This window comes from Paenibacillus sp. FSL E2-0190 (genome assembly GCF_037992965.1).
In the GTDB taxonomy this organism is placed as follows: Bacteria; Bacillota; Bacilli; order Paenibacillales; family Paenibacillaceae; genus Paenibacillus_AQ; species Paenibacillus_AQ odorifer.
Genome location: NZ_CP150306.1, coordinates 5,773,520 through 5,799,428 on the forward strand (window position 1 = coordinate 5,773,520; position 25,909 = coordinate 5,799,428).

The following is a 25,909-nucleotide window of genomic DNA, read 5'->3' on the forward strand; positions in this document are numbered from 1 at the left end:
CCACATTTTTATTTATTCTTTAACTGCTCCTGCCGTAATCCCATTGGTGAAGAACCGTTGGAATAACATGAACACTAGCAACATCGGAATTGCAGCGATGGTAGCTCCGGCCATTTTATAAGCGAAATTAGGATTCAAATCCTGCATTAAGGTCGCAGTACCAACCATTAATGTTTTCATTTTGTTCTCTTGGCCTATAACCAGCTGCCACAAGTAATCATTCCAGACTTGCACGAAATTCAGAATAAATAAGGCTCCAATACCAGGTTTGACAATAGGCAACATGATGCGCGTGAAGATTCTCCATTCATTTGCACCATCTATTCTCCCGGCTTCTCTTAAGGCATTAGGGGTTAAATCGAAGAATCCCTTTAATAGGAACACTCCAAATGCACCCGCCACGTTCGGCCAAATCATACCGTTATAACTATTTACCATTCCAAATTGTTGGGTGATCCGGAATAAGGGCACAATCATAATTTCTTTAGGAATCATCAAGCTTGATATAAAGATAATGAAGATTATATTTTTACCTTTAAAATTAATCTTTGAGAACGCATAGGCGGCCATTGAGCCTACAACGATAACCAAAATAGTAGAAACACCTGATACATAAATACTATTAAAAGTCCATCTTAAAGCCGGCTGGTTCTGAAATACATCCACATAGTTGGAGAATGTAATCGATTTGGGCCACCAGTCTGGAGGCATCTTCACAACATCCGAGCTGTTTTTAAGTGAACTTGTGAATAACCAATATAGTGGAAAAAGATTAAGGAGTGCGAAGAGGATAATGATCACATTCGATATCACATCAAACTTCTCTCTCTTTTTCTTGTTTTTAATCTTCGACATGTTGTATTCCCCCTCACTTCACCTTAATCATGCTTCGTAGCTGTGGCACAGACAATATCAATGTAATCACGAACATGATAACCCCTACCGCAGAAGCTACACCGAGTTGGTTATATTTAAAGGCATTATTATAAAGGTAGTACATCAGCGTTACGGAGGAATTGTTCGGTCCGCCACCGGTCAATAACTGAATAACTACAAAGATTTTTAATACGGCAATAATATTGATAATCGTAATATAAGTTGTTGTAGGTCCTACCGAAGGAATCAGGATCTTTGTAATCACTTGCCATCTGCTAGCACCATCGATTTCTGCTGCTTCAAAAAGCTCTTTCGAGACACCAATCATCGCAGCTATATACAGAATAATTGCCTGGCCCACGTTAGTTGCGAAGGTTACAAATATCACGACTGGCAGAACCGTCTTTGGATTTCCCAGCAGATTAATCGTCCCTAGTCCCATGTCTTTATATAGATAAGAGATAAGTCCGTTAGCCGGATTCAGCAAAAAGCTCCAGACCATACTCATAACCACCATGGACACCATTACCGGGATATAATAACTTCCTCTAATAAAGGAAACGTACTTAGCATTCTTATCAAATACCGCAGAGGCTACGAACAATGCAAACCCCACTGTAAGTAGAACGATAAATATTACGAACACAACGGTGTTGATGGTAGCCTTAAAAAATACCGGATCATTAAACAATGTAGTGTAATTGGCAAAACCCACAAACTTCTCGCTGTCATAATTAATCTGGTATAGACTCAGCCGCATCCCTTCTAAGATCGGATAGACAAGAAAGGCTAAGAATACTATCATCTGAGGTAAAATAAACAGATAACCTGTAATATTCTCTTTTAGGTAATTACTACGTAGTTTCATATCGTTTACCTTTCTAATTAACAGCCCTAGAGTCTCTTCAGACCCTAAAGGCTGTCAATCGTGTATTGTTTATCTGGTCTTAGATTATTGGAAAATTACAGAGCCAGCTTTATTGGTCTCAATCACCTTGTTGCCACTTGCCTGATAATCTTGCACAAACTGTTCCGGTGTCTTAGCTCCCATGTAAAGTGCTTGTAGCTCTGGATATAAAACCTCTCTTAATTGGCTGTATCCTGGAACGTTGCCTGTGAAGTTGAACAAATATTTAGAGTTGGCATCGTAAGCTGCAAACAGTGGATTCTCCGCTTTAAGCGCTTCGGCTACAGAACTTCTTACAGGAATACCATTCTTAGAGGATTTAACTAACTCAGGATCGCTTGAGAAGAACTTCACGAAATCCTTAGCTACTTCAGTCTTCTTAGCATCTTTGGACTTGAATACACTAGCGCCTACTACATAAGTAAAGGATAGAGGATCTCCGCTTTCCGACGGAATATTAGCAAGTCTCATATCGAATTTCGCTGCCGTACCGTCCGCCATATTAGCTTTCGTACCATTAAACAGAATTGGGTTAGTGAAACTGATCGCTAATTGCTGATTTTGGAACATAGCATTGGCATCATTAGAAGAAACAGATTCTGCGCCTGGATTTGTATATCCGCCGTCATATAGGTTTTTCAGCCAAGTTGCAGCTTTAACTCCGTTCTCATCATTCAGGACAATGTTGCCTTGATCATCAAAGAACTTATTGCCGAACATTCTCATATAGGCAAGGTTCCATGTATCGCCCTGATTATTTACAGCGAATAATGCCATTGGATATGCATTGGAATACTTATCCTTCGGCAGATTGTTTTTCAGACCCTCAAGAATTTGTTGATATTCATCCAAGTTCCAAGTTTTGATTTCGGATTCTTCACCCACAAACTTTTCTAAGCCTGCTGCTTTAAACATGTCCGCGTTGTAAACCAAGGTGCCTGGGTTGTGCTGGAATGGATAGAAATAAATATCTTCTCCGAACGTTACAGCGTCCCAGTAGTTTTGAGCAATATCGCTTTTCGCGTCTTCATCAATGATGTCGGTCAAAGGAACCAATGCTCCCCGGTGAACGTAATCCCCCATCGGGAATACACTCTCAAAGAACACATCTGGAGGTGTTCCTCCGCTTAAGTTAACGTTAAGCAATTGATCGCGCTGATCTCCAGCAATGACCTCTATTTGAATATCTGCATCGTATTTATCATATTGTGCTTTGAATTTCTCAGCGGCGTGCTTTAGGAAGCTATCATAGTCCGCGCCTGCCTCCGTGGCATCCACAACACCCTTCCACTGTGGAGTCAGCCATACTCTGATCGCCACTTTTTCCTTCCCAGATGCAGAAGAATTATCGGATGTATTAGAACTCGCAGCATTGTTACCTGAGCAACCTGAAATTAAAGAAATAATCACCATTAGCGCAACCATTGTCGAGAGTAAACGTTTTTTCTTCATTTATAAACCTCCCTAAAAGTTTTGTGAGCATTACCTTCTCTGAATCGCTACGTACAAAACTCGCATCGAAAGCATACGCTTAAAGTTTTGTGAGCATTATCTTCTCTGAATCTCTTCGTACAAAACTCGCTTCGAAAGCATAGAACCTTTAATTTAAAATCCGTTTGGCATGGTATTGCACTAAATCGGCCATGTTGCGATGTCCTTGCGGATCAAGATGCATATAATCAATTTCATTCATCGATACATGGTCTCTGGAATCTACAAAGTGGATACCAGTTCCCGTTAGCAAAGCTGCAAGATGCTCAGCGAGCTCCATAGACTTCTCACTACATCCGCTACCCATTGGTTTGCCAATAGGGGTATGAATATACTCTGCTCCAATCGGAGGGGGCGCGATTACTAGAACCTCTGGAGCCTTCCCCTCAGGTCCTGCACCGCTACCTTTAGCTTTAAGAGCCAGCCTAACAATACCTTGTGCGATGTTATAAGAAGTTAATCCAAACCTTTCTTTGGTATCATTGGTCCCAAGCATGATCACAACCAAGTCTAATGGCGAATGTGACATCAGGCAGGGATAGATATAGGAAATTCCAGAAAGTCCTTCAAATAGAGGGTCCTCACTGACACTTGTTCTGCCCGGAAGCCCTTCTTCGATCATACGGTAGGCGTCACCCAATTCTGTATGAAGAATTCCCGTCCAACGAATATCATCCTTAAATCTGCGGTCTGTCTCTGCGTCGTAGCCCCAAGTATTAGAATCGCCAAAGCATACGATGGATTTCTTCATTTGTCTTAACCGCAATATCTTTCAATAGCTTGATCAATCAATTTCATAATGTCTGCGATCGGACCAGCATCTTCAGCGGCTACTGCCTCAAGCGGTGCTCTTACGCTACCAATGTTTACGCCTCTTAATTTTAGAATCTCTTTTATTCCGGCATACATGGCACCTTTCAGCGAACAAAGGGCGATGATAATATCGTTGATATCGCTTTGAATTTGTCCAGCTTCTTCGAACTTACCAGCCTTAACAAATTCATTAGCTTGCAGGAACAGCTCAGGCATAACCGCATAGGTTCCACCGATTCCCGCATCCGCTCCCATGATTCTTCCCGCAACATATTGTTCATCCGGTCCATTAAATACCACTACATCTTTTCCACCCACTCTTTTGAATCTTTCAATATCCATAGTCGGCATGGAGGAGTTCTTCACACCAATCACCTTTTTGTTCGCAAGCAGCTTCTCAAATAGGGACGGAGTCAGTGTATATCCAGTAGTCTGAGGAATGTTGTAGATGATGAAGCTTAGAGGGGTTGCCTCCATAATCTCGCTCCAATATTTATAGACTGCACTATCAGGTAACTTGAAATATATAGGCGGGATTGCGGATAATGCATCGTATCCTAAGGTTGCAGCATGTTTCGCTAACTCAATACTATCTCTAGTGGAAGGGGCACCCACGTGGGCAATCAGTGTCATTTTACCTTTCAGGTTACTAGCTACGTAGCTTAGTACCGCTTTGCGTTCGTCGAGACTCTGGTAAATACATTCTCCTGAGCTGCCTCCCACATATACACCTTGAACTCCTTTTTCAAATAAGTAATCACATAAAGCATGCGTCCGGGATTCCGAAATATTTCCTTGATCGTCATAGCAGGCATAAAAGGCAGGTATAATTCCGTGGAACTTTGTGAGTGTCATTGTTAATCCCCCTTAAGTTGTGAGCGGTTTCTTTTCTACATAAACAAAATATCATTATATTTTGCTTTTGTAAATTATTTTCTCTATTTTTATAAAAATAAAATTTATTTCCACCAATCTTATTTATGATTAGCAAAATAATGGTTTTCAGTGCAACTCGCAGCTAATAATCATTTATTTTTCCATATTCATTAGAAAATAATCCTGTAAATTCTCCACCCTAAATTTATTTCTTCAGGGCAGTATTTGTTGGATATACGGATGTAAAATAATTTAAAAAAGTGGTACTAATGAGTATCCTTTCAGCTTCACTAAAAGTGTCTCCTACAGGGAGACACTTCTCTCCAGATGAAGCACAAAACCTAAATAACACACAATGTTCACTGAATAATCTGTGTTTTTCAGACGGACACACCTTTTAAAAAATGGAGTTTAGGATTATAATGAAAGCGTAAACAAAGAACAACAAAATCTATTTTGTTTCTTCGCCAAAGGAGGCTGGAGGAAATGCTAGCAGGACTTAAGGAACTTAAAAATTGGGTGACAGAAAACTGGAATCCAACATTGAATACAGGTAATGAGGACTACCGGAAAATGGAGTACTCCGTGGAGCGCCATCTGCACACTCCGCAATCTCCGAAACCACTTAGCTATGAAGAAGAGGCTCGCATCAAGACCGTTAAATTTCATTAATTAACCCTTTCAGATAAAGATTGATTCATAACGAAGATATCAGACCGCCAGTTCTGGAAGTAATTTCAGTGGATGCGGTCTTTTATTATGCCTTGTAGTTGTATAACGAAAAAACCTCCTCCACCCTAAAGGGTGAAGAAGGCTAATAGGTTACTTTCGAGGACATGCAGTAGGTTATCAATCCAAACACCTTGTTTAGTTCATCCTTCGATAAACCTCAGCGCGCGTTCCGATTGATAATCAGCTAGGCCTTGGGCGAATTGTTGATCAGGAAATCCTCTATGCAGCAGCTTTAATCCACCTGAAGTTAAGGAGACATGATGGTGGAATTGATAAAATAACAGCCTATCATGATCCAGAGCATCGTTCTTTAAGTACCGGTAGAAATCCCCAAATCTCATCTGCAAAAAACTATGTTCATGCTCAATATCATAAAACATTGCTCCTTCGATATCGATCAAGAAAGGTTCCAGTTTATCGTTAACCATAACATGGTCAGGACCCAGTTCCCCGTGAATAAACCCATATTGCTGTCTGGGTTGAATTTTTGATTCAAGCTCGTACAACTTATCGAGCAGTTTGCTTTGATTAGACCTGATCTTCTCAATATGTTGGGAGGCATAGGCTAGCTGTACTTTCGCATTTTCCATTTGTAATAAATGACATTGCTCCATGCTGCTCTCGTTAGCATTTGCTTTCCCAAAAACATGCCTCTCGTGGGTATGCATAGCAGTAAGCATCTCCCCCACACGCTTAAAAACTTTATCTTGAACACGTAGCTCGGGATGATGAAAATAGGTTTCTGCCATTCTTCCATCTATATATTCAACCAGAGCATAATCGAAAGAGTAACGATCTCTTGCCTTATTCAGATCATAAAGAGCAGGGGTCTGAATTCCATGTTGTGTTAAGTACCTGTTATTTAATTCGAATAAATGACTTCCATAGGATTGTTCATTTATATCTTCATTGGCTTTTTCTTCTTTAAAATAATTCATGGAAAGATCCCACACATACAAAACGCAGGAAAATCCATTACTGCACTCAATCTTGTAGACCACCTTTTGTGCGCCGCCATGCATGCGCGAAACACGAGCAACGAAATAACTGCTGCCAAAAACCCTACTAATATAATCCTGTAAGTCAGCCTTATCGAGATGACAAGTAACGTCCATTAACAACACTCCATTTATTAGGTTTTGCCGGCTTCACAATAGTAAATAAAATCCAGCCGAAAGTATAGACTTATTCTTTCTGATCAATTATGATGTTGAATAAGGTCTTGAAAAAAACAAGCATACAAAAAGCCGTTGGAATTCATTTCAACGGCTTTTTTTTATGAAATATCTAAACAAATATAGAGGAGTACTTTCACAACATGTTCAAACGACTAACTGCACTATTTTCGATTCCCTCTTATGGCTTACTCTTTTTATGTATGTTACTGCAGGGGATGGGGATTTCACTCAGCGCACCCTTTTTATCCATTTATTTTACGGAACAGCTTGGAGTATCTGTCGGGTTGTTTGGTGTTTTTCTGGCCACCACGTTAATTGCCGGGATATGGATCAGTACACTAATCGGAAGACGCTCTGACCTCGGCTTAAATCGAAGAAACATTTACCTTGTCTCCACGCTCTGTAATGCTCTGGCTTATAGCGGATACTTGCTCATTGGGGATTTTACGATCTTATTCATCTACATGATTGTGTTCACCGCCCTCGGTGCACCAGGGATGCCTCAATTGTTCGCCATAGCTAGAGAAGCAGTGAATAAGAGCGATTTTACGGATACTGCGTTTGCAAATTCTACCTTGCGTTCTGCTTTCTCTCTCGGCTTTATTACAGGTCCTTTAATCGGTACTCTGCTAATTGCTGCTGTTGGGTTTAAGGGGATCTTCTCGGGCACCATCGGAGTATTCCTGCTGGTTGCCTTACTTATTTCGCTATTCCTGAAATCAAATACAGAAGTGAAAAGCAGTACTGCAGAAGTAAAAGTAAAAAGTTTCCGGTTGGGTCAGAACCGTAATGTTCTGCTTCCTTTTCTGATTATGATACTCATGTATGTAGCCCACTGGACGAGTAGCATCAATACTGCCCTCTTTATTACCAACAATCTAGGGGGAACAACAAGCGATGTCGGTTTAGTCAGCAGTATTTGTGCTGCGCTGGAAATTCCTTTTATGATCATGCTGGGACTACTTAGTGCAAAATACAGTAACCGAATCCTGATGATGTGCGGAGCCATTTTCGGAGGAGCTTATTATCTCGTCGTCATTACTTCAGGCGCGATGTGGCAAATGCTTGCAGCCCAAATTTTGCTTGCCTTTTTTGTTGCCGTTATTTCAGCGATTGGCATTAGCTACATTCAGGATCTGCTTCCAAACATGCCTGGGTATGCATCCACGCTCTACTCTAATTCATCCACGATCGGCAGACTGATTGGCAGTCTTGTTGGCGGGTTATTAGCTAGTGTTGTTGGGTACCGGTATTCATTTGTGCTCTGTTTCATACTCGTCATTATTTCTACAATCATGCTTGCGGTAAGCGGACGTTACTCTGTAGATGATCCACAAAAACTAGCGATTTAATCCGCTTTTTCGGGCTTCATTCAGCCCTTGAAACTTCTCCATATTTTCTCGCGACTAACTAACATATCCTTAAAAAGGTGGGGTTAGATGTTAAAAACTATTGCAAGAATGCTCATGTTGATGTCTTTAATCTTTCTGGCAGCATGTGCAGGGGATGTTAAACCCATCGAGGAGCCGAGCACAGGAGCAAATACGCCAACTCATAGTCCAGCGATGAATACGCAAAAGCCGCAAAACACAGAACCCAAGCAGCCAAATGAAACCAGCTTTAAAGCAGAATTGTCAATAAATCTGAAATCATATTCAGATCAATTGACAGAGTATGATCTCCCCGCGCTTGAAGTGCTGGAAAAAAACCTAACCGCTTTGGTTGAGCATGACCACACACTTTTCCAATCCGGGTTCGTAAACAAAAAACTAGCAGATGCTATGGAACCTTATTATGACGAACAATATCAGTACAAATTCACAGACATCGAAAGCATCGATTCCATATTACCCAACGAACATCAGGTAAATATAACGGTGACCGGACAACGCTTGGATATGGCCGCAAAGACCGTTGAAAATGTAAAAATGCTATACGCTATTCGGCCAAACGATCAAGGGGAATGGGTCATTTATATCATTGATTGATTGACTGATTGATTGACTAACTGACTGACTAGCTTTTGAAAATCGTCGTCCGATTCCTGACAGGGAATTTGAACGGCGATTTTTTTGTGGAAAAAAAACAATTTCTCCCCTTGCTAGCATTGCGAGCTGCGGAGAATGGAATCATGTTTGGGTAACCTTCTAGCTACCTACCCGATCTAATATTTAAGTAACGTTACGAACATCCTAAGACTTCTAGTCAAGAAAGCAGGTAAATCTTTGCATATAGATCCTATTGTCGTCAAAGCCAAAGCTGGAGACCCTGAAGCATTCGTGCAGTTGATGCAGGAGATAGAGTTACCTTTATACAGAACTGCAAGGTCCATCGTCAACAAAGAAGAAGATTGTGCAGATGCCCTGCAGGAGACGATGCTTAAAGCCTTTAAGAACATCCATACACTCAGAGAGCCCGCTTTTTTCAAAACGTGGATCTTCCGGATTCTGATTAATGAATGCAATAAAATGCTCAAAAACAACTCAAGAGCCCTCCCTTATGGAGAGCTTCCCGAAGTCCCTTCCACTTCCAATGATTATGAGAAAATCGAATTATGGGATGCCGTTCAACATCTTGAGGAGAACCTCCGGATTGTCATTCACCTTCATTACCTACAGGACATGCCGATCCGTCAAATTTCCGACATTCTCGAAATTTCTACGGTTGCCGTGAAGACCCGGCTGCATCGCGCCCGCAAAAAGCTAAAGCATTCATCTCAATTCAATCAAGAAATGGAGTTGCGACATGGTAAACACTAAGTTAGAAGAACAGTTAAAGAACTGCCAAAGCCTACTTCCCGCTCAGTTATCGGATATTGCCCGCTCCAAACTGAATGAGACTTACCAAATCATCAGGGAGACCGATAATTCCACTTCCCCCATTCAGAGAAAGATGGATACATCAAGAACTTTTAATAAGTGGTTGATTTCCACTGCAGCCGCTGCAATTCTTGGAGTTACAGTCCTTGCTTCCGGCTTTGTATCGCCCGCAATGGCTGGTGCACTCAAGCAAATTCCGGTTTTGGGACAAATCTATTCATTATGGGGCGAAAAAAACTTAGATCCCGGTGTTCAACAAGCCGGGGATTTCATCACAAACGTAAACCAAAGCGTGACCCATAGCGAGGTGACCATGAATATCCCAACGTTGTTATTTGACGGAACCCGAATTCTTATGAACCTAACCACTCCTGGAAACCGTTTGGCTTCGGAGCCCAATTCGCCGCCTTCAGATGCCAATAAAGGCGCGGTGGATAAGTTTGAGGTTCTCTATAAAGGTCAACCTCTGCTCTGGAGTTACGAACACATGGATGGTGAGACTGCTTCCAGCATAATGGTTCAGGTTTTGAACACTTATTATGATCCGAGCACAACAACACAGACTGTCCAGTTCCCTGATCAGTTTGACTTGACTGTAAATGTAACGTTAAAGGGTTACGATGTCCCGTTCGAATTCGTTCTGCCTGTTACCAAATCAACGCCTGTTACCGCACTAACTTCAGAGGAGACCAAGCATCACGATAACATTAACTTGCAGATCAGTAAGGTAGAAATCACCCCAATCACAACGCAGGTATCCATTGAGTACAAAACCAAACCGGGCCAGAGCGTAGAAGAAATGCTCGCTTCTATCCCTTCGAAATATAAGGGTGCTAACGGGGGCGTCATCGCTCTTCAATTTGACATTGTCGATGAACGTGGCGTTCAACTGAAGCCCATCGGTGCTCACCCCTTAAGCGAATCTTATAATGTTCGTTTTGAACCCTTCAAGACTATACCGAATACCGTAACCATCAAACCGTACTTAGTCGTTTCCGAAGGTCAAGCCCCAGCTGGGACTAAAGGACTGTGGGAAGACAACAATATGGTCAAGGAATATATCCCTGAGCTGGAGACTGTACTTTCGGTCCAATAGTTCATTTGTAAAAGGGTATGCAAAACTACAAAAGACGAAGCCATAATAGGCTTCGTCTTTATATTTAGATGGCTTCAGGTAGGTTCAATCCAATAAGGTTATTTTGATGAAGCCAGCTTCGTTAATTTGTCGGCAATATCTTCGGCTTGTAATAAGGAGGAGTATGAATCTGCTGCAAAATATTTTTCCATATCAATCTCAATCATTCGATTGTTTTTGACCGCATCCAACATCTTCCATGTTGCTGGCAACTTAGGCGGTTCTTTGTCCTTTACGGTAAGGACTATAACGTAGTCACCTACATAATCATTTACCGTTTCCCAAGAAACCTCAACCCGGCTCATTTCCTTATCAATGATTTCACTTTGAACTTTTGGAGCGGGATTCAGACCCAAAATATCGTAAGTAGCTCTGCCGCCTCTCTCACCCTGATTACCAATGACCATTAAAAATTTCTCTACGGTGATATAATCTACGATAGAAATAGTTGCATCTTTTGCAAGTACATTATTAATTTTTTCGCGGGCAGTTATTTTACGTTTTTCGAAATCTGCCACAAACTGTTTAGCCTCTTCTTCTCGATCCAGAATTTCTCCCATAGCTGTAATCTCTTCTTGAATCGTTGCGTATTTACTTGTATCAAATAATACGGTCGGTGCGATCTTAGAATAGTTACTATAAGCATCTTTATTCCAGGTTATGATGACGTCTGGCGCTAGCTCTAATACTTTTTCAAAAGAAATACTTCCTTCCGCCCCTATATCTTGTACCGTCTCATCTAAGAAAGGTTTGAGAAACTGAGAATACTCCAGTTGGGTATTTGATGCTCCAACCGGTACTACCCCAACTGCTAAGACTGGTCCCAAATCCCAATCAACTACAACACGTTGGGGATTGGCTGGAACATTAACATCCCCCATGACCGTTGTTATTTTCCGTAAACCCGTATTTTCAATGGCCTGATTGGAAGGTTTACTTTGTGTTGGTTCTGCTCCCGCATTGCTATTACGGCTAGTGTTCCCATTTCCGCAAGCTGTAAGTAACAGTGTAAGCACAAGCATTAGCATTAATCCTTTTTTCGTTTCGATCCCCTTTAACATCTGTTTATCCCCTTCAAGTTTTAGTTGATAATGATTATCATCATCAATATAACAAGCAGAAGAATATTTGCCCATGGAGGATAAGAACTCTTGCCATGGACTATCTGAAACGATCAAACCTGACTTCACCTTATTTTTGTATTGAACTGGCGTTTTCCCAACCTGCTTCTTAAACAGACGGGTAAAATAAAAGACATCACTATAACCTACGCTTACAGCAATCTCCTGTACGGTGGCATCGGTTTGAATCAGTAACTCCTTCGCTTTAGCCATCCTGGTCTGAATTACATATTCAATGGGACTTCTCCCTGTACGGCGTTTGAACTGCCTCGATAAGTATTGAATGCTATAATTCCATACTTCTGCCATAGATTCAAGTGAAATAGGTTCATAATAATGTTTGTGAATGTATTGAATGATCTGTTCCACTAAATCTATTTCTTTGGGGGCAACTCCTTGAAGCTGTAACTGCTGGACAAGTGTATATACAAACTGATAAAACTGGATTTTCGCCTGGAACCGTTCCATAGCCGGTCTGCGATTCCATTCCTCATACATCGATTCCGCATGACGGTATAAAACAACCGGAGAATTTGGTTTACATGCATATTGCAGATGAAAAGGGTTATTTATATGATAGGATTTCAATATTGTTTTACTAGCTTTAGTAGAAATACTACCTCTATATAAAATGTAATAGTATGTGACATCCTCATGTCCAACCTCGAACTTGATGTTACTTCCTTTTCCCGCATGTAAAACAAAGAATCGTTCTAAGGAATGCCGATTACCATCCAACCAGATCGCACCTTGCCCCCGCACGACAAATATAAAACAACTAGCTGGGAGTATATGTTGCTGTTTACTCTGTCTACGTATCACATGTTGGCGAATATCCACCAGTTGAATCCATGAAGCGTCCCATACCTGGATGTATTCTTCCCAATTCAATGTTAAACCTCCCAAGTCCAAAAGCATGCTAACCCATTGCAGCTGCAAATCCCTATACAAACCAAAATCGTAAACGATAACCATTATCATTGTCAAATGATAGGTGACTTGTCGAACACATTTGAATGAATCAAATCTGATGCCCCCGGAGAGTCTCCAACCAAGTCGATATAGCCAAGCCACCTCAGCTCTTTTCTACGGGATTTATACCGTACATTTTACCGTTCCAGCCACCTCAGCTCTTTTCTACGGGATTTATACCGTACATTTCACCGTTCCAGCTATTCATGCAAAATAATTATGAAGTACGCTCGCAACTCCAGTTTTCGTTGCTCTATATAACAAATTCGGCCTCTTGAATGAGAGTCCATTCCCATAGATAACCTACGCAAATTATCTATATCGGCAAGATTTAGGGCCATCCTTTTACAGGATGGCCCTCTCATTGATTAAGTTGCAATTTTGCTAACCTTAATACTCTCCTTTAATTACAAAAAACGAACCCCGAATTGTTCCGGCTAACTTGGACTTCTGCCTAGCAAACTTAAACTTCTCTTCAAGCTCCTTTGGGATCTCCATCCCCTCAGAAAGCTTAAAACCAACAGCCCGCTTCTTAGGGTCATCCACCGTATACATAACGTTGACTGCAAGACCATCCTCATAAAAGACATAAGCAAATTTAATGTTTTCCACTTGAAAACGCGACGTTTCTAAAGGCTTGGCCGCAAACTCAATATCACGTTCTTCTTTTAAAATTCGGTTCACATAATCAAGGGTCTCCTGACTTTCGCTGGCTTGTACAACCGTAAACTCATGTTTGTATTTGTTCATAAAGTAACGGGCCTCATTAGCACGCAGACCAGCAAGTGCATCTACTACAGGTGAAGATTCTAACCCAACCGTAGACACATTTTTAAAATCAACGATATAGGACATTTCCATCTCTCCTTTTCTCTCATTATTACCAAAAAAACTTATCGTTACTTAGGATACGGTTCGCGTGTTGTCTGTAACGGCAAGTTTCTGTGTTAACTGCTGTGCTCTTTTTCTATTAAAGTGACCATCTCACGCTTCCACTTTTCTCGCTCCTCTGGCGGGATCGGCTCCCCTTTGTCATACAGAAATCTAATCATATAGAACCCATCCTTCGTAAGCAGGCTGGTAACAAGTTCATGCTCTAATACATTATTGTTCATCAACTGCGTCTCCACTATAGAGCTATTATCAGTCTGATGCAGTACTTGAGCGGTCAACAAGGTCTCTTGGGAGATATAATCCGCTGTATGCTTCTCTACAGAAGATGCCTCTATCTTATCAAAATAATTAATCGTGAACGTATGCGAAGGTTCGTACCGATGGTATTCTCCCAGCGGATAATATCCGATAAATTGACTGTTACTGTAGACATGGAAGGTTGCAGGTACATAGCTATCAAGTTGAAAATACGGGATGAATCGCGCAATGCCTGAATTGATCTCTTCTCCAGGAGGAATGACCGCATCCACACCACTAAGGAAATCACCCTTCTTATCTACATAAATCGTGCTATAAGGGCTGTACCTCGTAATCCAAATTGAACCATTCTCCTTCACAGCCTCAACGTAATAACTGATTATTTGATTTCTTTTTTCCTCACGTTCATCGGCGGGGTTGATACAGGTATGAATGTGCTTCCGAGTGTATGTAAAGACTGCTTTAGTGGCATCCATTGACAGCAATTCAAATTCGAGAATTTCAGATTTTATATTATAGATTTGAAATGTCATCATTAATTGAAAATGATTTAAAAAGGACATTCCCCTCTTATCTGGATGAAATCTTTTGCTCAAACCTTCTTCATCCTTATCCATATAAGCCTGCTCCAAGCCTTCAACCAGGGCCTGCAGCTCCTCTTTGGTGATGCCTTTATTTTTCTTAAAGAAAAACATGTCTTCTCTCCCCTCATTATCAGTCTACTGCCAATTACTTACTCCTATTTATTATACGGGCACACCTGTGTACTTTTCTAGTTATGAAGAAACCATCCCTGACAAAGGAATGGTTTCTTTGAGTAGGTATACCTTTCGGTCATCCCTACATTTTAAAATGTTCACGAACTAACCTAAATTGTTCTTCTACGCTCATGTTTGGTGTTCTTTCTATGGTTTTGATGCCCAGCTTAGTGCATTCTCTCTTCCGGGATAAACGGTAATATAAATTCAGGCATTATTCCTAAATCTATTAGGATTGGTAGGTCATCAGGTAACTTCAGCAAGTCAATAATAAAGAAGTCCATCATCTCTTCGACCACTTGAAATAACCATTGGCTAGAGATCATCCTCTAATGTTTGAAAACCTAATTCCTCTACAAACTTCTTGGTTTAATTCTTCTTTCAAATAATTATTATTTATCTTCATCTAACACACCCCATTTATATTTCAAAAAGCTTACTCTGACACGTTGGTTGTAAGGGGTTGGCGGATTCTTATCTTTCTAGACAAAAAAACCTTCCCCACCCAAAAGGGTGAAGAAAGCTTAAATGTGTATCCCCAAATTATGGGCAGCTATATTAGGTTTTCGTACCCGAGGGTGCCTTAGTCAACTGCTCCTCCAGCCACCTTATCGCCTCAGCCTCTCCGGAGAAAGCGCCTCCGGGGCAGCCGTAGGTTCTTTTAGTGGACAACGCTGTAACTGGCTTGTAGACAGCAAGTAACTTAGCATTCTGCATTACGACCGCGATGCCTGAACAATATTGGGCGATTTCCCGCTTGTTCATCTTGCACCAGTTCATATACAGCTGTGTGACCGCACGCTCTGGACGTGTGTTTTTCTCAGCAGAATGCACCATCAGCAGGCCGAAGGCAGATCGGCGCGCGAGCAGCTCTTCCCAATAAGCGATATATTCTTCTACTGTCTCCTGATCAAACGCCTCCCCCAAACTAAGGCTTATGATCGGCCAAGCGGATTCATCCTTTGTTATAGCCATACGTGTCCCTCCTAAACTGTGCTGAGCATTGCCTAAGATGTGATGCGGAATCCGACGGATTGCTGTTGCAGCTTCCAGAGCCGGTCGTACAGTCCGCCGCGCAACAGTAGGGCTTCATGTCGTCCCTGCTCGACCAGCCGACCGTCTTCCAGTACGATAATGTTGTCCGCACCGCGTATGGTTTTCAGCCGGTGAGCGATAACAATGACGGTTCTGCCCGTAATCAACGCATCAATTCCTTTCTGGATTTCGGCCTCATTCTGCGGGTCAAGCGATGCAGTAGCTTCATCCAACAGCACAATTGGAGCATTCTTGAGAATCGCACGGGCAATGGAAATTCGCTGCTTCTCCCCTCCGGAGAGCGTACTGCCGCCTTCGCCTACCGGCGTATCATAACCAAGCGGTAATTTCATGATGAAATCATGGCAGTGAGCCATTTGCGCTGCCTGCTGAATATCCCGATGCGACGCCCCCGGCCGCCCAAAAGCAATGTTGTTCCCGATGGTATCTTGGAATAGGTACACATCCTGAAACACCACCGATACAGATCCTAGCAGATGTTCTGGATCAATATCCTTGATGTTGCGCCCACCTAGCAGAACGCTCCCTTCTTCAGGATCATAGAAACGTGAGATCAGGCGCAGCACTGTACTCTTGCCGCTGCCTGACGGGCCCACAATTGCAGTCAGTGAACCTTGCGGCATTTCCAGACTTAAATTTTTGAGAACAGGCTCTCCTCCATAGCTGAAGGTTACATTGTCAAACCGAATGGTGCTGCTTTTAGGAAGAGGACTCGTATTACCTGTCATTACCGGCTGGCGTAGCAGGTCTACTATACGTTCACCCGCTTGTTCGTTATAGCGGAATTCGGCATAATTGGCTAGCGCTGTGGTCAATGGATCATAGATACGTGTGCCGACAATAAGGAATACTGCCAACTGCAAAATACCGAGCTCCCCCCCTAATAATAGATGAACACCTACGTATACCATTAAGGTCAGTCCCGCACGAAGAAGAGCCATAGCGGTTAGAATAACCGGACCGAACATCCCTTCCAGCTTCACACTTTCCTTCATCAAAGTTTTAAAAGAGTTATCCAGACGGACAAATCGTTCTCCCGTCAGGTTATAGGCCTTCATCACCCGTATACCGTTCAAGTATTCTTGCAAGCGGTTCGCAGCGTTCAGCTTGGCCTTCATATGATCCGCTCCGAGTCTCCGCCGCAGCTTGCCCGATATATACATGATCAGGAGAGCAACCGGCAGCGCTACGAACATGGAAATCGCCATCCGCCAGTCCAAAAACAGTAAACCAGCAAGTGCAAATATCGGCAGGACAAAAGCCCCCGCAAGCTGTGGCAGCAGATGTGATATGCCCGTCTCAACGAGCGTGAAATCGCCCATCATCATATTGGCTAAATCACCTGGGTCCCGGCGAGTCAGGTAACCCAGCGGAAGCTTCCGCAGATGTTCTGCTAATTCCGCACGTCCCTGTGCAGCAACATTGTATGCCCCGCGGTAAGCGGTGCGATAGGCGGGAATCTCACTCAGGAACATCAGCACCATGACGGCGACAAGCCCTGCGCAGATCCACCAAAGGCGTTCTGTCTGAAGTTCTGCGCCTACAGTAATATAAGGAGCAAAAATCAACCGCACCGCCTCAATTACAAGCGCGAACGGAAGCACACTAACTAGATTAGCCAACAAGGAAAAAAGCACAGGCTTCAGCAACTGCTGCGGTTTACCGGCAGTAATATTATGCAATACCTTCATAGCTGATCCCCTCCTTTTTCCATATGCCAATCTCCGGCGTCAGTGTAGGCATGCCACATTTTTGCGTAAAGCCCGTCCGCCTCAATCAAACCTGCGTGCTCTCCACGTTCCACGATTTCTCCATCCCGCAGCACCAGAATTTGTGCAGCTTCACGTATAGAGGAGAGTCGGTGAGCAATGACAATAACCGTCTTGCCGCGCATAAGCTCCGTAAGTGCTAACTGCATATGAAACTCATTTTCCGGGTCGGCAAAAGCGGTCGCTTCGTCGAGCACGAGCACTGGTGCATTTTTGAGAATAGCCCGAGCTACCGCAATGCGCTGCTCCTCACCACCCGAGAGATAGACACCGCCCTCACCAATTAACGTATCGTATCCCTGCGGGAGCCGAGTAATGAACTCGTCGCATTGTGCCGCTCTGGCTGCAGCCTGGACTTCCTCCAAAGTCGCTCCCGGTTTGCCGACAGCAATATTCTCATACAAAGTGTCATAGAACAGGAAGGTTTCCTGAAATACAAAAGCAACTGTATTCATTAATTCATGGATTGCCATATGGCGAATATCGACTCCACCGATGCGGATCGCACCCACTTGCGGGTCCCAGAACCGCGGCACCAAGCTGGCCACCGTCGATTTTCCCGAACCTGACGGGCCTACCAGTGCTGTAACCTTCCCTTGTTCCGCACGGAATGAGACTTCGCTGAGCGCCGCTGCAGTCCCTGCATCTTCACTGTAGGAGAAGGTTACATCGACAAATTCAACGTCAAAAGTATGCGGAGATAGCGGTTCTGCTATTTCCGGTACAGGCTGCTGTGCCAAGAGACGGTCCATCCGCTCCACGCCTTCGCCAATATCCCGAGTGCTTGAAGCCAGCAGAAGTAGCTTGTAGAGCGGAGATGAAACGCCGGGTGCCATAATCAGAAAGAACAACAGCACAAGCGCAAAGGACATGGAATCCGGCCGACCGCTTAGCATGAAGACGCCCACCGGCAAAATAAAGGTAAACGGTGACGCAAGCAATGTTTTGAATAAGATATAACCTGTTTGATAACGGTCCGTATACTCCAGACAATAATCGCGGTAGCTGGTCATATCACTGTAAAACTTTCTGAAAGAATGCACCGTCTGCCCGAACACCTTAACCGCGGGCATCCCCCGTACATACTGCACCGCCGAAGTATTGATCTGCTCCAACGAATCATGATACTGCTTCACACTGGCCTTGCCACTGCTGCTCATCATAAGCGCTGACTGCACACCTAATCCTATAATTATCGGCAGCAGGCAAGCTACCGCCAACGGCGGACTAAGCCAAAACATCGCCACGATCATCAGCACTGTAGAAGCCAGCACGCTGACTAAATCGGGAAGCTGATGCGCTACGAAATTTTCCACCTTGTCGACATTCTGCTCTAGCGTCTTCTTGACCACGCCTGTTGAAGTCCCGTTCAGGAAACCGAGCGGCAATCTGCCCAAATGCTCGGTCATTCGCACACGCAAATTATATTGAATACGAAAAGCCGCAATATGCGAGCACATAATACCACAATACGAAGTCACCAGCCCTCCGATTAACCCTCCAAGTGCAATCCACCCCCAGCGGATCATATACGCACCGTCGACCTGTCCAGGCGATGAAGCATGGCGCAGCAGCTCTGCCAAAATGAAATAAACAGACAAAAACGGAATCAGCATTAATACGGCGCTGACAGATGACAATATTCCGGACAAGAGCAGCAAACCTCGCTTCTCTCCGGCGATCTCCAGCAGCCTTGGCATGCCGATTTTGGTTTTACTCACAGCCGTTCCCCCACTCTTGGTAATTACGCGCAAAAAAAGTGCACTGAGAATGATTCTCTGTGCACTAGTGTATAGGAACGTTGTTCACGATTGCTACCGTTTAAGGGATTATAATTAACCAAATCAGGAGCATCTGTGCAGGATACGGACTTACAACTTAATACCGAAGAGGCGCTGCCTGCCGCTGATCAGATATTCTCCTGGACGCACACCGAACTTTTTGCGGAAGGCTGCCGAGAAATGACTCACATTACCGTATCCAACTCTGGAGGCTGCTTCACTTACAGTCATACTCCCTTGTTCCAGCAGCTGCTGCGCTCTCTGCATCCGTTGTTCGATAACGTAGGCATGCACGGTATAACCAAACATTTCCTTAAAGCCCTTTTTCAGCTTGAACTCATTGAGGCATATAATGCGAGAAAGGCCTGCAAGCGTCGGCGGGTGCAAATAATCACGCTGTAAAATCTCCTTAGCGAGCCGCAGGCTCTCCATATCCTCTCTGGACAGCTTGACCGAGCGTGGAATCCGGTCTGCTTCATATAAAGATTCATTGAGATAGACCGCCATAAGCTCCAGCATTTTGCCCTCCAGATAAAGTTCACGCATGCCATGGCTATAGGAACAATCCGCAATCTGCGATAGAATGAAGCGGATGGATGGTGTGATGTTATTTTTTCCAAAAAACAAACCCGCACCAGCTCCGATGCGAAGCCGTGTATCCTCAGTCAGACCACTGGTCATCCGCTCAAATTGTGCAGGGCTCATATCTATGCTGATGAATCGGTACCCCGCTCCACTCAGGTATGTGCAGTTTTCACTTCTTACTCCGCCATGAAACAGCGCAATTTCTCCTGTATCTATAACAAAATAGTCCGATTTCAGCGAGGTCCCCCACTCAATGCCATGCCCCATGCAGAATGCCAGCTCTGTACGCGGAGTGCTAAAATTGCCCTTCGCTTCGATATCCCGATTAAAACAGAGATTAAAATCTGTCATCTGGATATACCCATGGCTAAGCAGGCTGCGGCAACTGCCTTCCCCTATTTCGACTGGAGGTTTAATCTCAAAATGAGCCCCATCAAAACGATAATTATAATCCACCCCTTCACATGTAAGCGTCTTATGGGCATCAATCGTTTCTGCTTCTTTCAGTCCATTGCTTCGCTCCATGCACATCCCTGCTTCCTCTTACTTTGGGTTAATTATATATGCAATGAGAATGATTATCAATTAAACATTACGATTTCCTCTTCGTTCAGACTGAGCAGTTGGGCAAATACACTGGATTATAATCAAAAAAACCTTTCCCACCCCGAAGGGTGAAAAAGGCTTATATGTCTCACTTCCGAAGCCGTATCTAGCCTTCATAGCTACTCTCGTTTCTTCCCAACTGCCCCAAGATAGATAACAAACTCTTCATCGCCGTCTAATTCTAAAATCTCATCTATCAACTTTTGATCATAGATTCCAATTGCGCAAGCACCTGCACCGATGGATTCGCTGGCTAAATAAAGGTTCTGGCAGACATGTCCAACATCGATGAGGATTTTTTTGTGAGCAGAAATATCATACTTCCATTCGGAGCGGTAGGGTGTGGTACTCCAGGCAAACAATACAGAAGCCTTTTTGGCAAAGTTAGGGACAAAGGGCTGATCCAAAGTAATAGCATCAATCTTTTGTTCAAGTTGATCTAATTCAAACATAAATAAGAGCTTATGTTCCACAGGCAGGTATCTATAGATCCCTTGCCCAATACCCTCTACACGCATAATCATTAAATAGGTTTCAAAGGTGTGCGTCGCCCCACTGCAGGGTACAGTCCGCAGCGTAAGTCCGTTCTTATTCATGCCGCTAATCCCTTGGGTAGCCCATAATAAATAGGATAACTCCTCCAGACTAACAGTATCCTCAGAATAGAACCGTGTACTTCTTCTTTGATCTATACAATCAAAAATATTATCTTTACTCACAACGTCTTTGCTGACCTTGGGCAAATCAATAATTAGTGAATCTGAATCAAATGGCTTAACAATTGGCGGTTGTGCAATTCCCTTGATCTTATCTGTTTTGATATGTTTGAATTCATGAAAATTGGATTTCAGAAAATTTCTTTGTTGTTCATATCTGGTCATAACAGATCCTCCTGAACTACCTTAATAGCTCTAATTTATCATGTCATAAAAATCATACGGTGATCTAACTCACTCTTCAGTTGTTTTTGTGAGTAAACAAAAAACCTCCCTTTGCCCCGAAGGGCAAAAGAAGGCTTAAACGCGTCACTTCCGAAGACATGGCCAGCTATATTTTCAGCTCCCCAAGCTTGATCAGCTCGACAACCGCTTGTGAACGGCCTTTAACGTTTAGTTTTTGCATTACATTGGAAATGTGGTTTCGAACTGTTTTTTCGCTGATAAATAATAAGCCAGCGATATCACGAGTCGTTTTGTCCTGCACGAGAAGCTCAAAAACTTCGCGCTCACGATGAGTCAACAGAAATTTGCTGTGGTGTTCGTTCCCCTTCAATGGTGTCACCCCTCCTTGCCCTGGGTTTGTTTGGTATAACAAGGTAAAGGGATACAGTCAAAACATATTATGTATTGTTGATGTTAATGGTGCTGTCACAATTATAAAATGGGCTTAGTTCATTCAAATGCAAAAGTCTGAAATTTTCATGAATAAGAACATCTTTTTTCAGGGCAAACTACGGTTTGTTGTTCCTTATTAAAGGAGGTGTATGTATGAGCCATTCAAAAAACAATCAACCTACCAAAGCAGAAGTACAAACAACGAAATTAAACAAATTACCACTCGTAGGTAAATTCGAACCTGAATTTTCTGCAGAGGAAGCTGCAGAAGTGTTCGAAAACCAACCCTCTGCAGATCATGAATCCCATAATGAACGATAAAAAGCGGATGACGCCTTGATCTTATTCTTAAGCAGATCAAACCTTTAAAGAATGGAGCTGTCACATTAACAGCTTAATTAACTATAAATGAGACGGTTCCCTTCATTTAAACATCGTAAACTACATAAAGCAGCGATTCGCCATTAATGGGAATCGCTGCTTTATGTTTGTAGGCCGTTGGCTGCCCGCTCCAATAGTGTATTCACCAGCCCCAACTGAGGCTTTCGGACCCAGATGGCGTTATTAACAAATTTATCGCCTTTTGAGCGAAGTTTCGGACTCCAGTGACGCTATTCCTTAGAAACAGGCTCATATAGGGTACTTTTCAAACCAATAGCGACTATGCGGTCCGATAGCGACTCAAATATCGCATAATACTGCATTTAGTGTCATCTGGGTCCTTTAGTTACTGCTTATGCGCAAAAGTTCGCTGGGGCCGTTACTACTGCGTACGCGCAAAGATTCGCTGGGGCTTTACTGCTGCATACACACACTGGTTCGCTAGGTCGGTTACTGCTGCGTGCGCACAATGGTTCGCCGGGTCGGCTGCCCACTTCAATAGTGTATTCACCGCCCCTACTGAGGCTTTCGGACCCAGATGGCTTTATTAACAAATTTATCGCCTTTTGAGCGAAGTTTCGGACTCCAGTGACGCTATTCCTTAGAAACAGGCTCATATTCGGTACTTTTCAAGCCAATAGCGACTATGCGGTCCGATAGCGACTCAAATATCGAATAATGCTGCATTTAGTGTCATCTGAGTCCTTTAGTTACTGCGTATGCGCAAAAGTTTGCTGGGGCGGTTACTACTGCGTGCACGCAATGGTTCGCCAGGTCGGCTACCCGCTTCAATAGTGTATTCACCGCCCCTACTGAGGCTTTCGGACCCAGATGGCGTTATTAACAAATTTATCGCCTTTTGAGCGAAGTTTCGGACTCCAGTGACGCTATTCCTTAGAAACAGGCTCATATTCGGTGCTTTTCAAACCAATAGCGACTATGCGGTCCGATAGCGACTCAAATATCAAATAATGCTGCATTTAGTGTCATCTGGGTCCTTTAGTTACTGCGTATGCGCAAAAGTTCGCGAGGGCGGTTACTATTCTGCTTTTTCAATTGTAATCGGATACATTGCTACAAACTATACTCCCAACCCTGGGAGTTTTTTGTCGTGCAATTATTACAATGAGATACATCACATTTTTATATTGACAGTAATTGTATACGGACTTATGATAAGTCCAGCATAATTGATAACGATTATCATTTAGATATAAAAAAAGGGGTGTTTTTTTAATGAAATTTACTTATGCTGTGCCTGCAAGTCTACTTGCGGCCTCCATACTGTTCACTGGATGTGCCAATAACAACAACTCTACAAATACTGCTGCCAACAGCACTACAGCCACCAACCCACCGACGACTGCAGCGGCTACCAACACACCGGAGACTGCCACCGCTGACTTCACGTCAGCTATAGATCAATATCGCACATACGTCATCCAGCAATGTGATGAATTTGTAAAGCAAACAGAGAGTTTCACCAACGCTATAAAAGAGGACAAGATTGATGAGGCTAAGGCGCTCTACGCTCCTGCCCGCATGTACTACGAACGGATTGAGCCTATTGCAGAAGCACTTGGTGACTTGGACCCAAACATCGATGCCCGGGAAAATGATGTAGATGCGGCAGATTGGCGCGGTTTCCACAAGCTTGAGAAAGCACTCTGGCAGGATAATACAACTAAAGACATGACAGAAGTTGCTGACCAATTGCTGAAGGATGCACAGCTGCTGCGTGCGAAAGTGGAGACCGTTGAGATCGACGCGAATCTGCTCGTAACTGGTGCTGTTGAGCTTTTAAACGAGGTCTCCTCCTCAAAAGTAACCGGAGAGGAAGAACGTTACTCGCACACAGACCTGTATGATTTCGTCGCAAACGTTGAGGGTGCGCAAAAGATATACGAGCTGTTAAAACCAGAATTAGCAAAAAAAGATGCCGATCTTGAAAAAACCATTGGTGAGCGATTCGCTGCCTTGCAAGCTGAGCTTGCCCCTTTCAAATCTGGAGATGGATATGTTTCCTATGAAGAGCTGAAAGAAGATGAAGTACGTAAACTGAGTCAGAATTTGGACGCCTTGGCTGAGCCATTGTCCAATATGGGAACTATTCTAGGAGTGTGACCCTCATGAATAAACATAACAAGTTCACTGGAGTAACAGGTAGTCCTGAAAGTCCCCCTCTTAATGATCAATCGAAGAATGAGCCTATATTTGGTAAAAAAGTAAGCCGCCGCGATATGCTGCGGCTTACTGGCGCCACTGGCCTTGGTCTTTTGTTAGGGGGCGGAGGTGTCGGTGGAATTATGGCTGCGCGTAATGCTGTAGCTGAGCCAACGAAATCCGCAGAAGGTGATTCCAGTTCCATTCCTTTTTATGGGAGCCATCAGGCGGGGATTTTGACACCTGCACAGAACTTTATTTATTTTGCTGCCTTTGATTTCACCACAACCAAACTGGCCGATGTGAAAAAAATAATGCAAGCATGGACCACTGCCGCTGCCGCTCTTACTACTGGCGAGCTTATTGGTGACGTAAATGACAACCCCAATCTTCCACCCTCAGACACCGGGGAAGCGGACGGGCTAAACCCTGCACGGTGTACGCTGACCTTTGGTGTTGGTCCTTCCTTTTTTGATGAAAGATTCGGCTTAGCTTCGAAACGCCCAGCCCTATTGACCGATCTTCCGGCATTTGCGGGTGACAATCTTGATCCGAAATGGTGTGGCGGGGATATTTGTGTGCAAGCCTGTGCGGATGATCTGCAGGTCGCATTCCATGCGATCCGTAATCTGGCGCGTATCGCCCGGGGGACTGCTGTACTGCGCTGGACACAGGAAGGTTTTCAACGCACTGGAGCAGCGGATCCCAAGGGGGCTACGCCACGCAATCTTTTGGGTTTCAAAGACGGCACGGGCAATCCCGATACAACCGATAACGCTGAAATGAACAAAGTGGTCTGGAACAGCAGCAGTGACGGTCCTTCTTGGATGAGCGGCGGCACTTATATGGCGGTACGCCGGGTACGTCTGCGTATTGAAGTCTGGGATCGGTCGTCGCTAAGTGATCAGGAGGCTACCTTCGGGCGTTATCGTCACACCGGAGCTCCACTCGGAGCTAAGGATGAATTCGATGATCTGGATCTTTCAGCTGCGGACGCTTCCGGGAAACCTGTCATTCCGGTGAATTCACATTCCGCATTGGCGCATGGTGACGGTACAGTCAAAATGCTGCGCCGCTCCTACTCTTTTTCCAGCGGTTTGGACGTCACCACGGGCCAGCTTGATGCAGGTTTGTTATTCATTAGCTTTCAACGTGATTTAATGAAACAATTCGTTGCCATTCAGCAGCGCCTCTCTAAGACTGATCTCCTGAACGAATATATGACTCACACCGGCAGCGCGGTATTTGCCTGCTTCACCGGTGTCCGCAGTGGCGGCTTTATCGGGGAATCACTACTAAGCTAAATTTATGGCTGTCCATTATTGAAGGGGGATTATCCCGATGTTATCTCTTACGCATCCTAAACGGCAAATGCCAAAGGTTGCCTTGCTGATTCTGTTTGGC

General features: G+C 43.7%; 23 protein-coding genes. 8 read left to right on the forward strand and 15 right to left on the reverse strand.

Annotated features, from left to right (window positions below):
• Positions 1-12 precede the first annotated feature (12 nt).
• From NST25_RS25355 to NST25_RS25375, 5 genes are all read right to left on the reverse strand, one after another.
• Positions 13-855 carry a carbohydrate ABC transporter permease gene (locus NST25_RS25355; protein WP_080742596.1) on the reverse strand — a complete coding sequence of 281 codons (843 nt, stop codon included), beginning with the start codon at positions 853-855 and terminating at the stop codon, positions 13-15.
• Between the two features lie 13 nt (positions 856-868).
• Positions 869-1,744 (reverse strand): sugar ABC transporter permease, encoded by an 876-nt coding sequence (locus NST25_RS25360; protein ID WP_076129168.1) that lies wholly within the window; start codon positions 1,742-1,744, stop codon positions 869-871.
• Positions 1,745-1,828: 84 nt separating this feature from the next.
• Entirely contained in the window at positions 1,829-3,235 is a 1,407-nt protein-coding gene (locus tag NST25_RS25365; protein ID WP_076138085.1) for an extracellular solute-binding protein, read from the reverse strand.
• A 148-nt stretch (positions 3,236-3,383) separates the two neighbouring features.
• Positions 3,384-4,025, reverse strand: coding sequence for an SGNH/GDSL hydrolase family protein (locus NST25_RS25370; protein WP_076186401.1), 642 nt, complete (start codon positions 4,023-4,025; stop codon positions 3,384-3,386).
• A 5-nt stretch (positions 4,026-4,030) separates the two neighbouring features.
• Positions 4,031-4,942, reverse strand: a complete 912-nt coding sequence (locus NST25_RS25375) for a dihydrodipicolinate synthase family protein (protein WP_038573110.1) — start codon at positions 4,940-4,942, stop codon at positions 4,031-4,033.
• A 507-nt stretch (positions 4,943-5,449) separates the two neighbouring features.
• On the opposite strand from NST25_RS25375, the gene NST25_RS25380 reads away from it, so the two are divergent.
• Positions 5,450-5,635, forward strand: a complete 186-nt coding sequence (locus NST25_RS25380; protein WP_036679656.1) for a hypothetical protein — start codon at positions 5,450-5,452, stop codon at positions 5,633-5,635.
• Between the two features lie 200 nt (positions 5,636-5,835).
• Here the strand turns inward: NST25_RS25380 and NST25_RS25385 are convergent, their stop codons facing one another.
• The gene (locus tag NST25_RS25385) at positions 5,836-6,765 is read right to left on the reverse strand and encodes an aminoglycoside phosphotransferase family protein (RefSeq protein ID WP_340394466.1); all 930 of its coding nucleotides are present in this window, start codon (positions 6,763-6,765) and stop codon (positions 5,836-5,838) included.
• A 248-nt stretch (positions 6,766-7,013) separates the two neighbouring features.
• Here NST25_RS25385 and NST25_RS25390 point away from each other — a divergent pair, with 248 nt between their 5' ends.
• From NST25_RS25390 to NST25_RS25405, 4 genes are all read left to right on the forward strand, one after another.
• Positions 7,014-8,225, forward strand: coding sequence for a sugar efflux transporter (locus NST25_RS25390; protein WP_052097297.1), 1,212 nt, complete (start codon positions 7,014-7,016; stop codon positions 8,223-8,225).
• 87 nt (positions 8,226-8,312) lie between these two features.
• A complete protein-coding gene (locus NST25_RS25395; RefSeq protein ID WP_076194586.1) occupies positions 8,313-8,861 on the forward strand; it encodes a hypothetical protein in 549 nt (182 codons plus the stop codon).
• Positions 8,862-9,098: 237 nt separating this feature from the next.
• Positions 9,099-9,632 (forward strand): sigma-70 family RNA polymerase sigma factor, encoded by a 534-nt coding sequence (locus NST25_RS25400; RefSeq protein ID WP_340392730.1) that lies wholly within the window; start codon positions 9,099-9,101, stop codon positions 9,630-9,632.
• Positions 9,619-10,788: a DUF4179 domain-containing protein gene (locus tag NST25_RS25405; RefSeq protein WP_076194583.1), complete on the forward strand. Its 1,170-nt coding sequence runs from the start codon at positions 9,619-9,621 to the stop codon at positions 10,786-10,788. The genes NST25_RS25400 and NST25_RS25405 overlap by 14 nt, the downstream gene beginning before the upstream one ends.
• Before the next feature lie 98 nt (positions 10,789-10,886).
• Here the strand turns inward: NST25_RS25405 and NST25_RS25410 are convergent, their stop codons facing one another.
• The 9 genes from NST25_RS25410 to NST25_RS25450 form a co-directional block, all read right to left on the reverse strand.
• Complete coding sequence (locus tag NST25_RS25410) at positions 10,887-12,839, reverse strand: AraC family transcriptional regulator (RefSeq protein ID WP_340392732.1); 1,953 nt, start codon at positions 12,837-12,839, stop codon at positions 10,887-10,889.
• Between the two features lie 471 nt (positions 12,840-13,310).
• Positions 13,311-13,775 carry a phage tail protein gene (locus tag NST25_RS25415; RefSeq protein ID WP_076186411.1) on the reverse strand — a complete coding sequence of 155 codons (465 nt, stop codon included), beginning with the start codon at positions 13,773-13,775 and terminating at the stop codon, positions 13,311-13,313.
• A gap of 92 nt (positions 13,776-13,867) precedes the next feature.
• Complete coding sequence (locus tag NST25_RS25420; protein WP_076186413.1) at positions 13,868-14,767, reverse strand: hypothetical protein; 900 nt, start codon at positions 14,765-14,767, stop codon at positions 13,868-13,870.
• A 621-nt stretch (positions 14,768-15,388) separates the two neighbouring features.
• Positions 15,389-15,805, reverse strand: coding sequence for a hypothetical protein (locus tag NST25_RS25425; protein ID WP_339244773.1), 417 nt, complete (start codon positions 15,803-15,805; stop codon positions 15,389-15,391).
• Between the two features lie 32 nt (positions 15,806-15,837).
• Positions 15,838-17,577, reverse strand: coding sequence for an ABC transporter ATP-binding protein (locus NST25_RS25430; protein ID WP_340392734.1), 1,740 nt, complete (start codon positions 17,575-17,577; stop codon positions 15,838-15,840).
• A complete protein-coding gene (locus NST25_RS25435) occupies positions 17,574-19,355 on the reverse strand; it encodes an ABC transporter ATP-binding protein (RefSeq protein WP_340394469.1) in 1,782 nt (593 codons plus the stop codon). The genes NST25_RS25430 and NST25_RS25435 overlap by 4 nt, the downstream gene beginning before the upstream one ends.
• Before the next feature lie 171 nt (positions 19,356-19,526).
• Entirely contained in the window at positions 19,527-20,546 is a 1,020-nt protein-coding gene (locus NST25_RS25440; protein ID WP_179086330.1) for an AraC family transcriptional regulator, read from the reverse strand.
• Between the two features lie 200 nt (positions 20,547-20,746).
• Positions 20,747-21,508, reverse strand: a complete 762-nt coding sequence (locus tag NST25_RS25445; protein WP_076130854.1) for a SagB/ThcOx family dehydrogenase — start codon at positions 21,506-21,508, stop codon at positions 20,747-20,749.
• Between the two features lie 166 nt (positions 21,509-21,674).
• Positions 21,675-21,899 (reverse strand): LuxR C-terminal-related transcriptional regulator, encoded by a 225-nt coding sequence (locus NST25_RS25450; protein ID WP_019908812.1) that lies wholly within the window; start codon positions 21,897-21,899, stop codon positions 21,675-21,677.
• A gap of 215 nt (positions 21,900-22,114) precedes the next feature.
• Here NST25_RS25450 and NST25_RS25455 point away from each other — a divergent pair, with 215 nt between their 5' ends.
• The 3 genes from NST25_RS25455 to efeB all read left to right on the forward strand — a co-directional run bounded on the left by NST25_RS25455 (position 22,115) and on the right by efeB (position 25,809).
• Entirely contained in the window at positions 22,115-22,282 is a 168-nt protein-coding gene (locus NST25_RS25455; RefSeq protein ID WP_169744806.1) for a hypothetical protein, read from the forward strand.
• A 1,296-nt stretch (positions 22,283-23,578) separates the two neighbouring features.
• Positions 23,579-24,466, forward strand: a complete 888-nt coding sequence (efeO, locus tag NST25_RS25460; RefSeq protein ID WP_340392735.1) for an iron uptake system protein EfeO — start codon at positions 23,579-23,581, stop codon at positions 24,464-24,466.
• 5 nt (positions 24,467-24,471) lie between these two features.
• Positions 24,472-25,809 (forward strand): iron uptake transporter deferrochelatase/peroxidase subunit, encoded by a 1,338-nt coding sequence (efeB, locus tag NST25_RS25465; RefSeq protein WP_340392737.1) that lies wholly within the window; start codon positions 24,472-24,474, stop codon positions 25,807-25,809.
• The last annotated feature ends 100 nt before the right edge of the window (positions 25,810-25,909 follow it).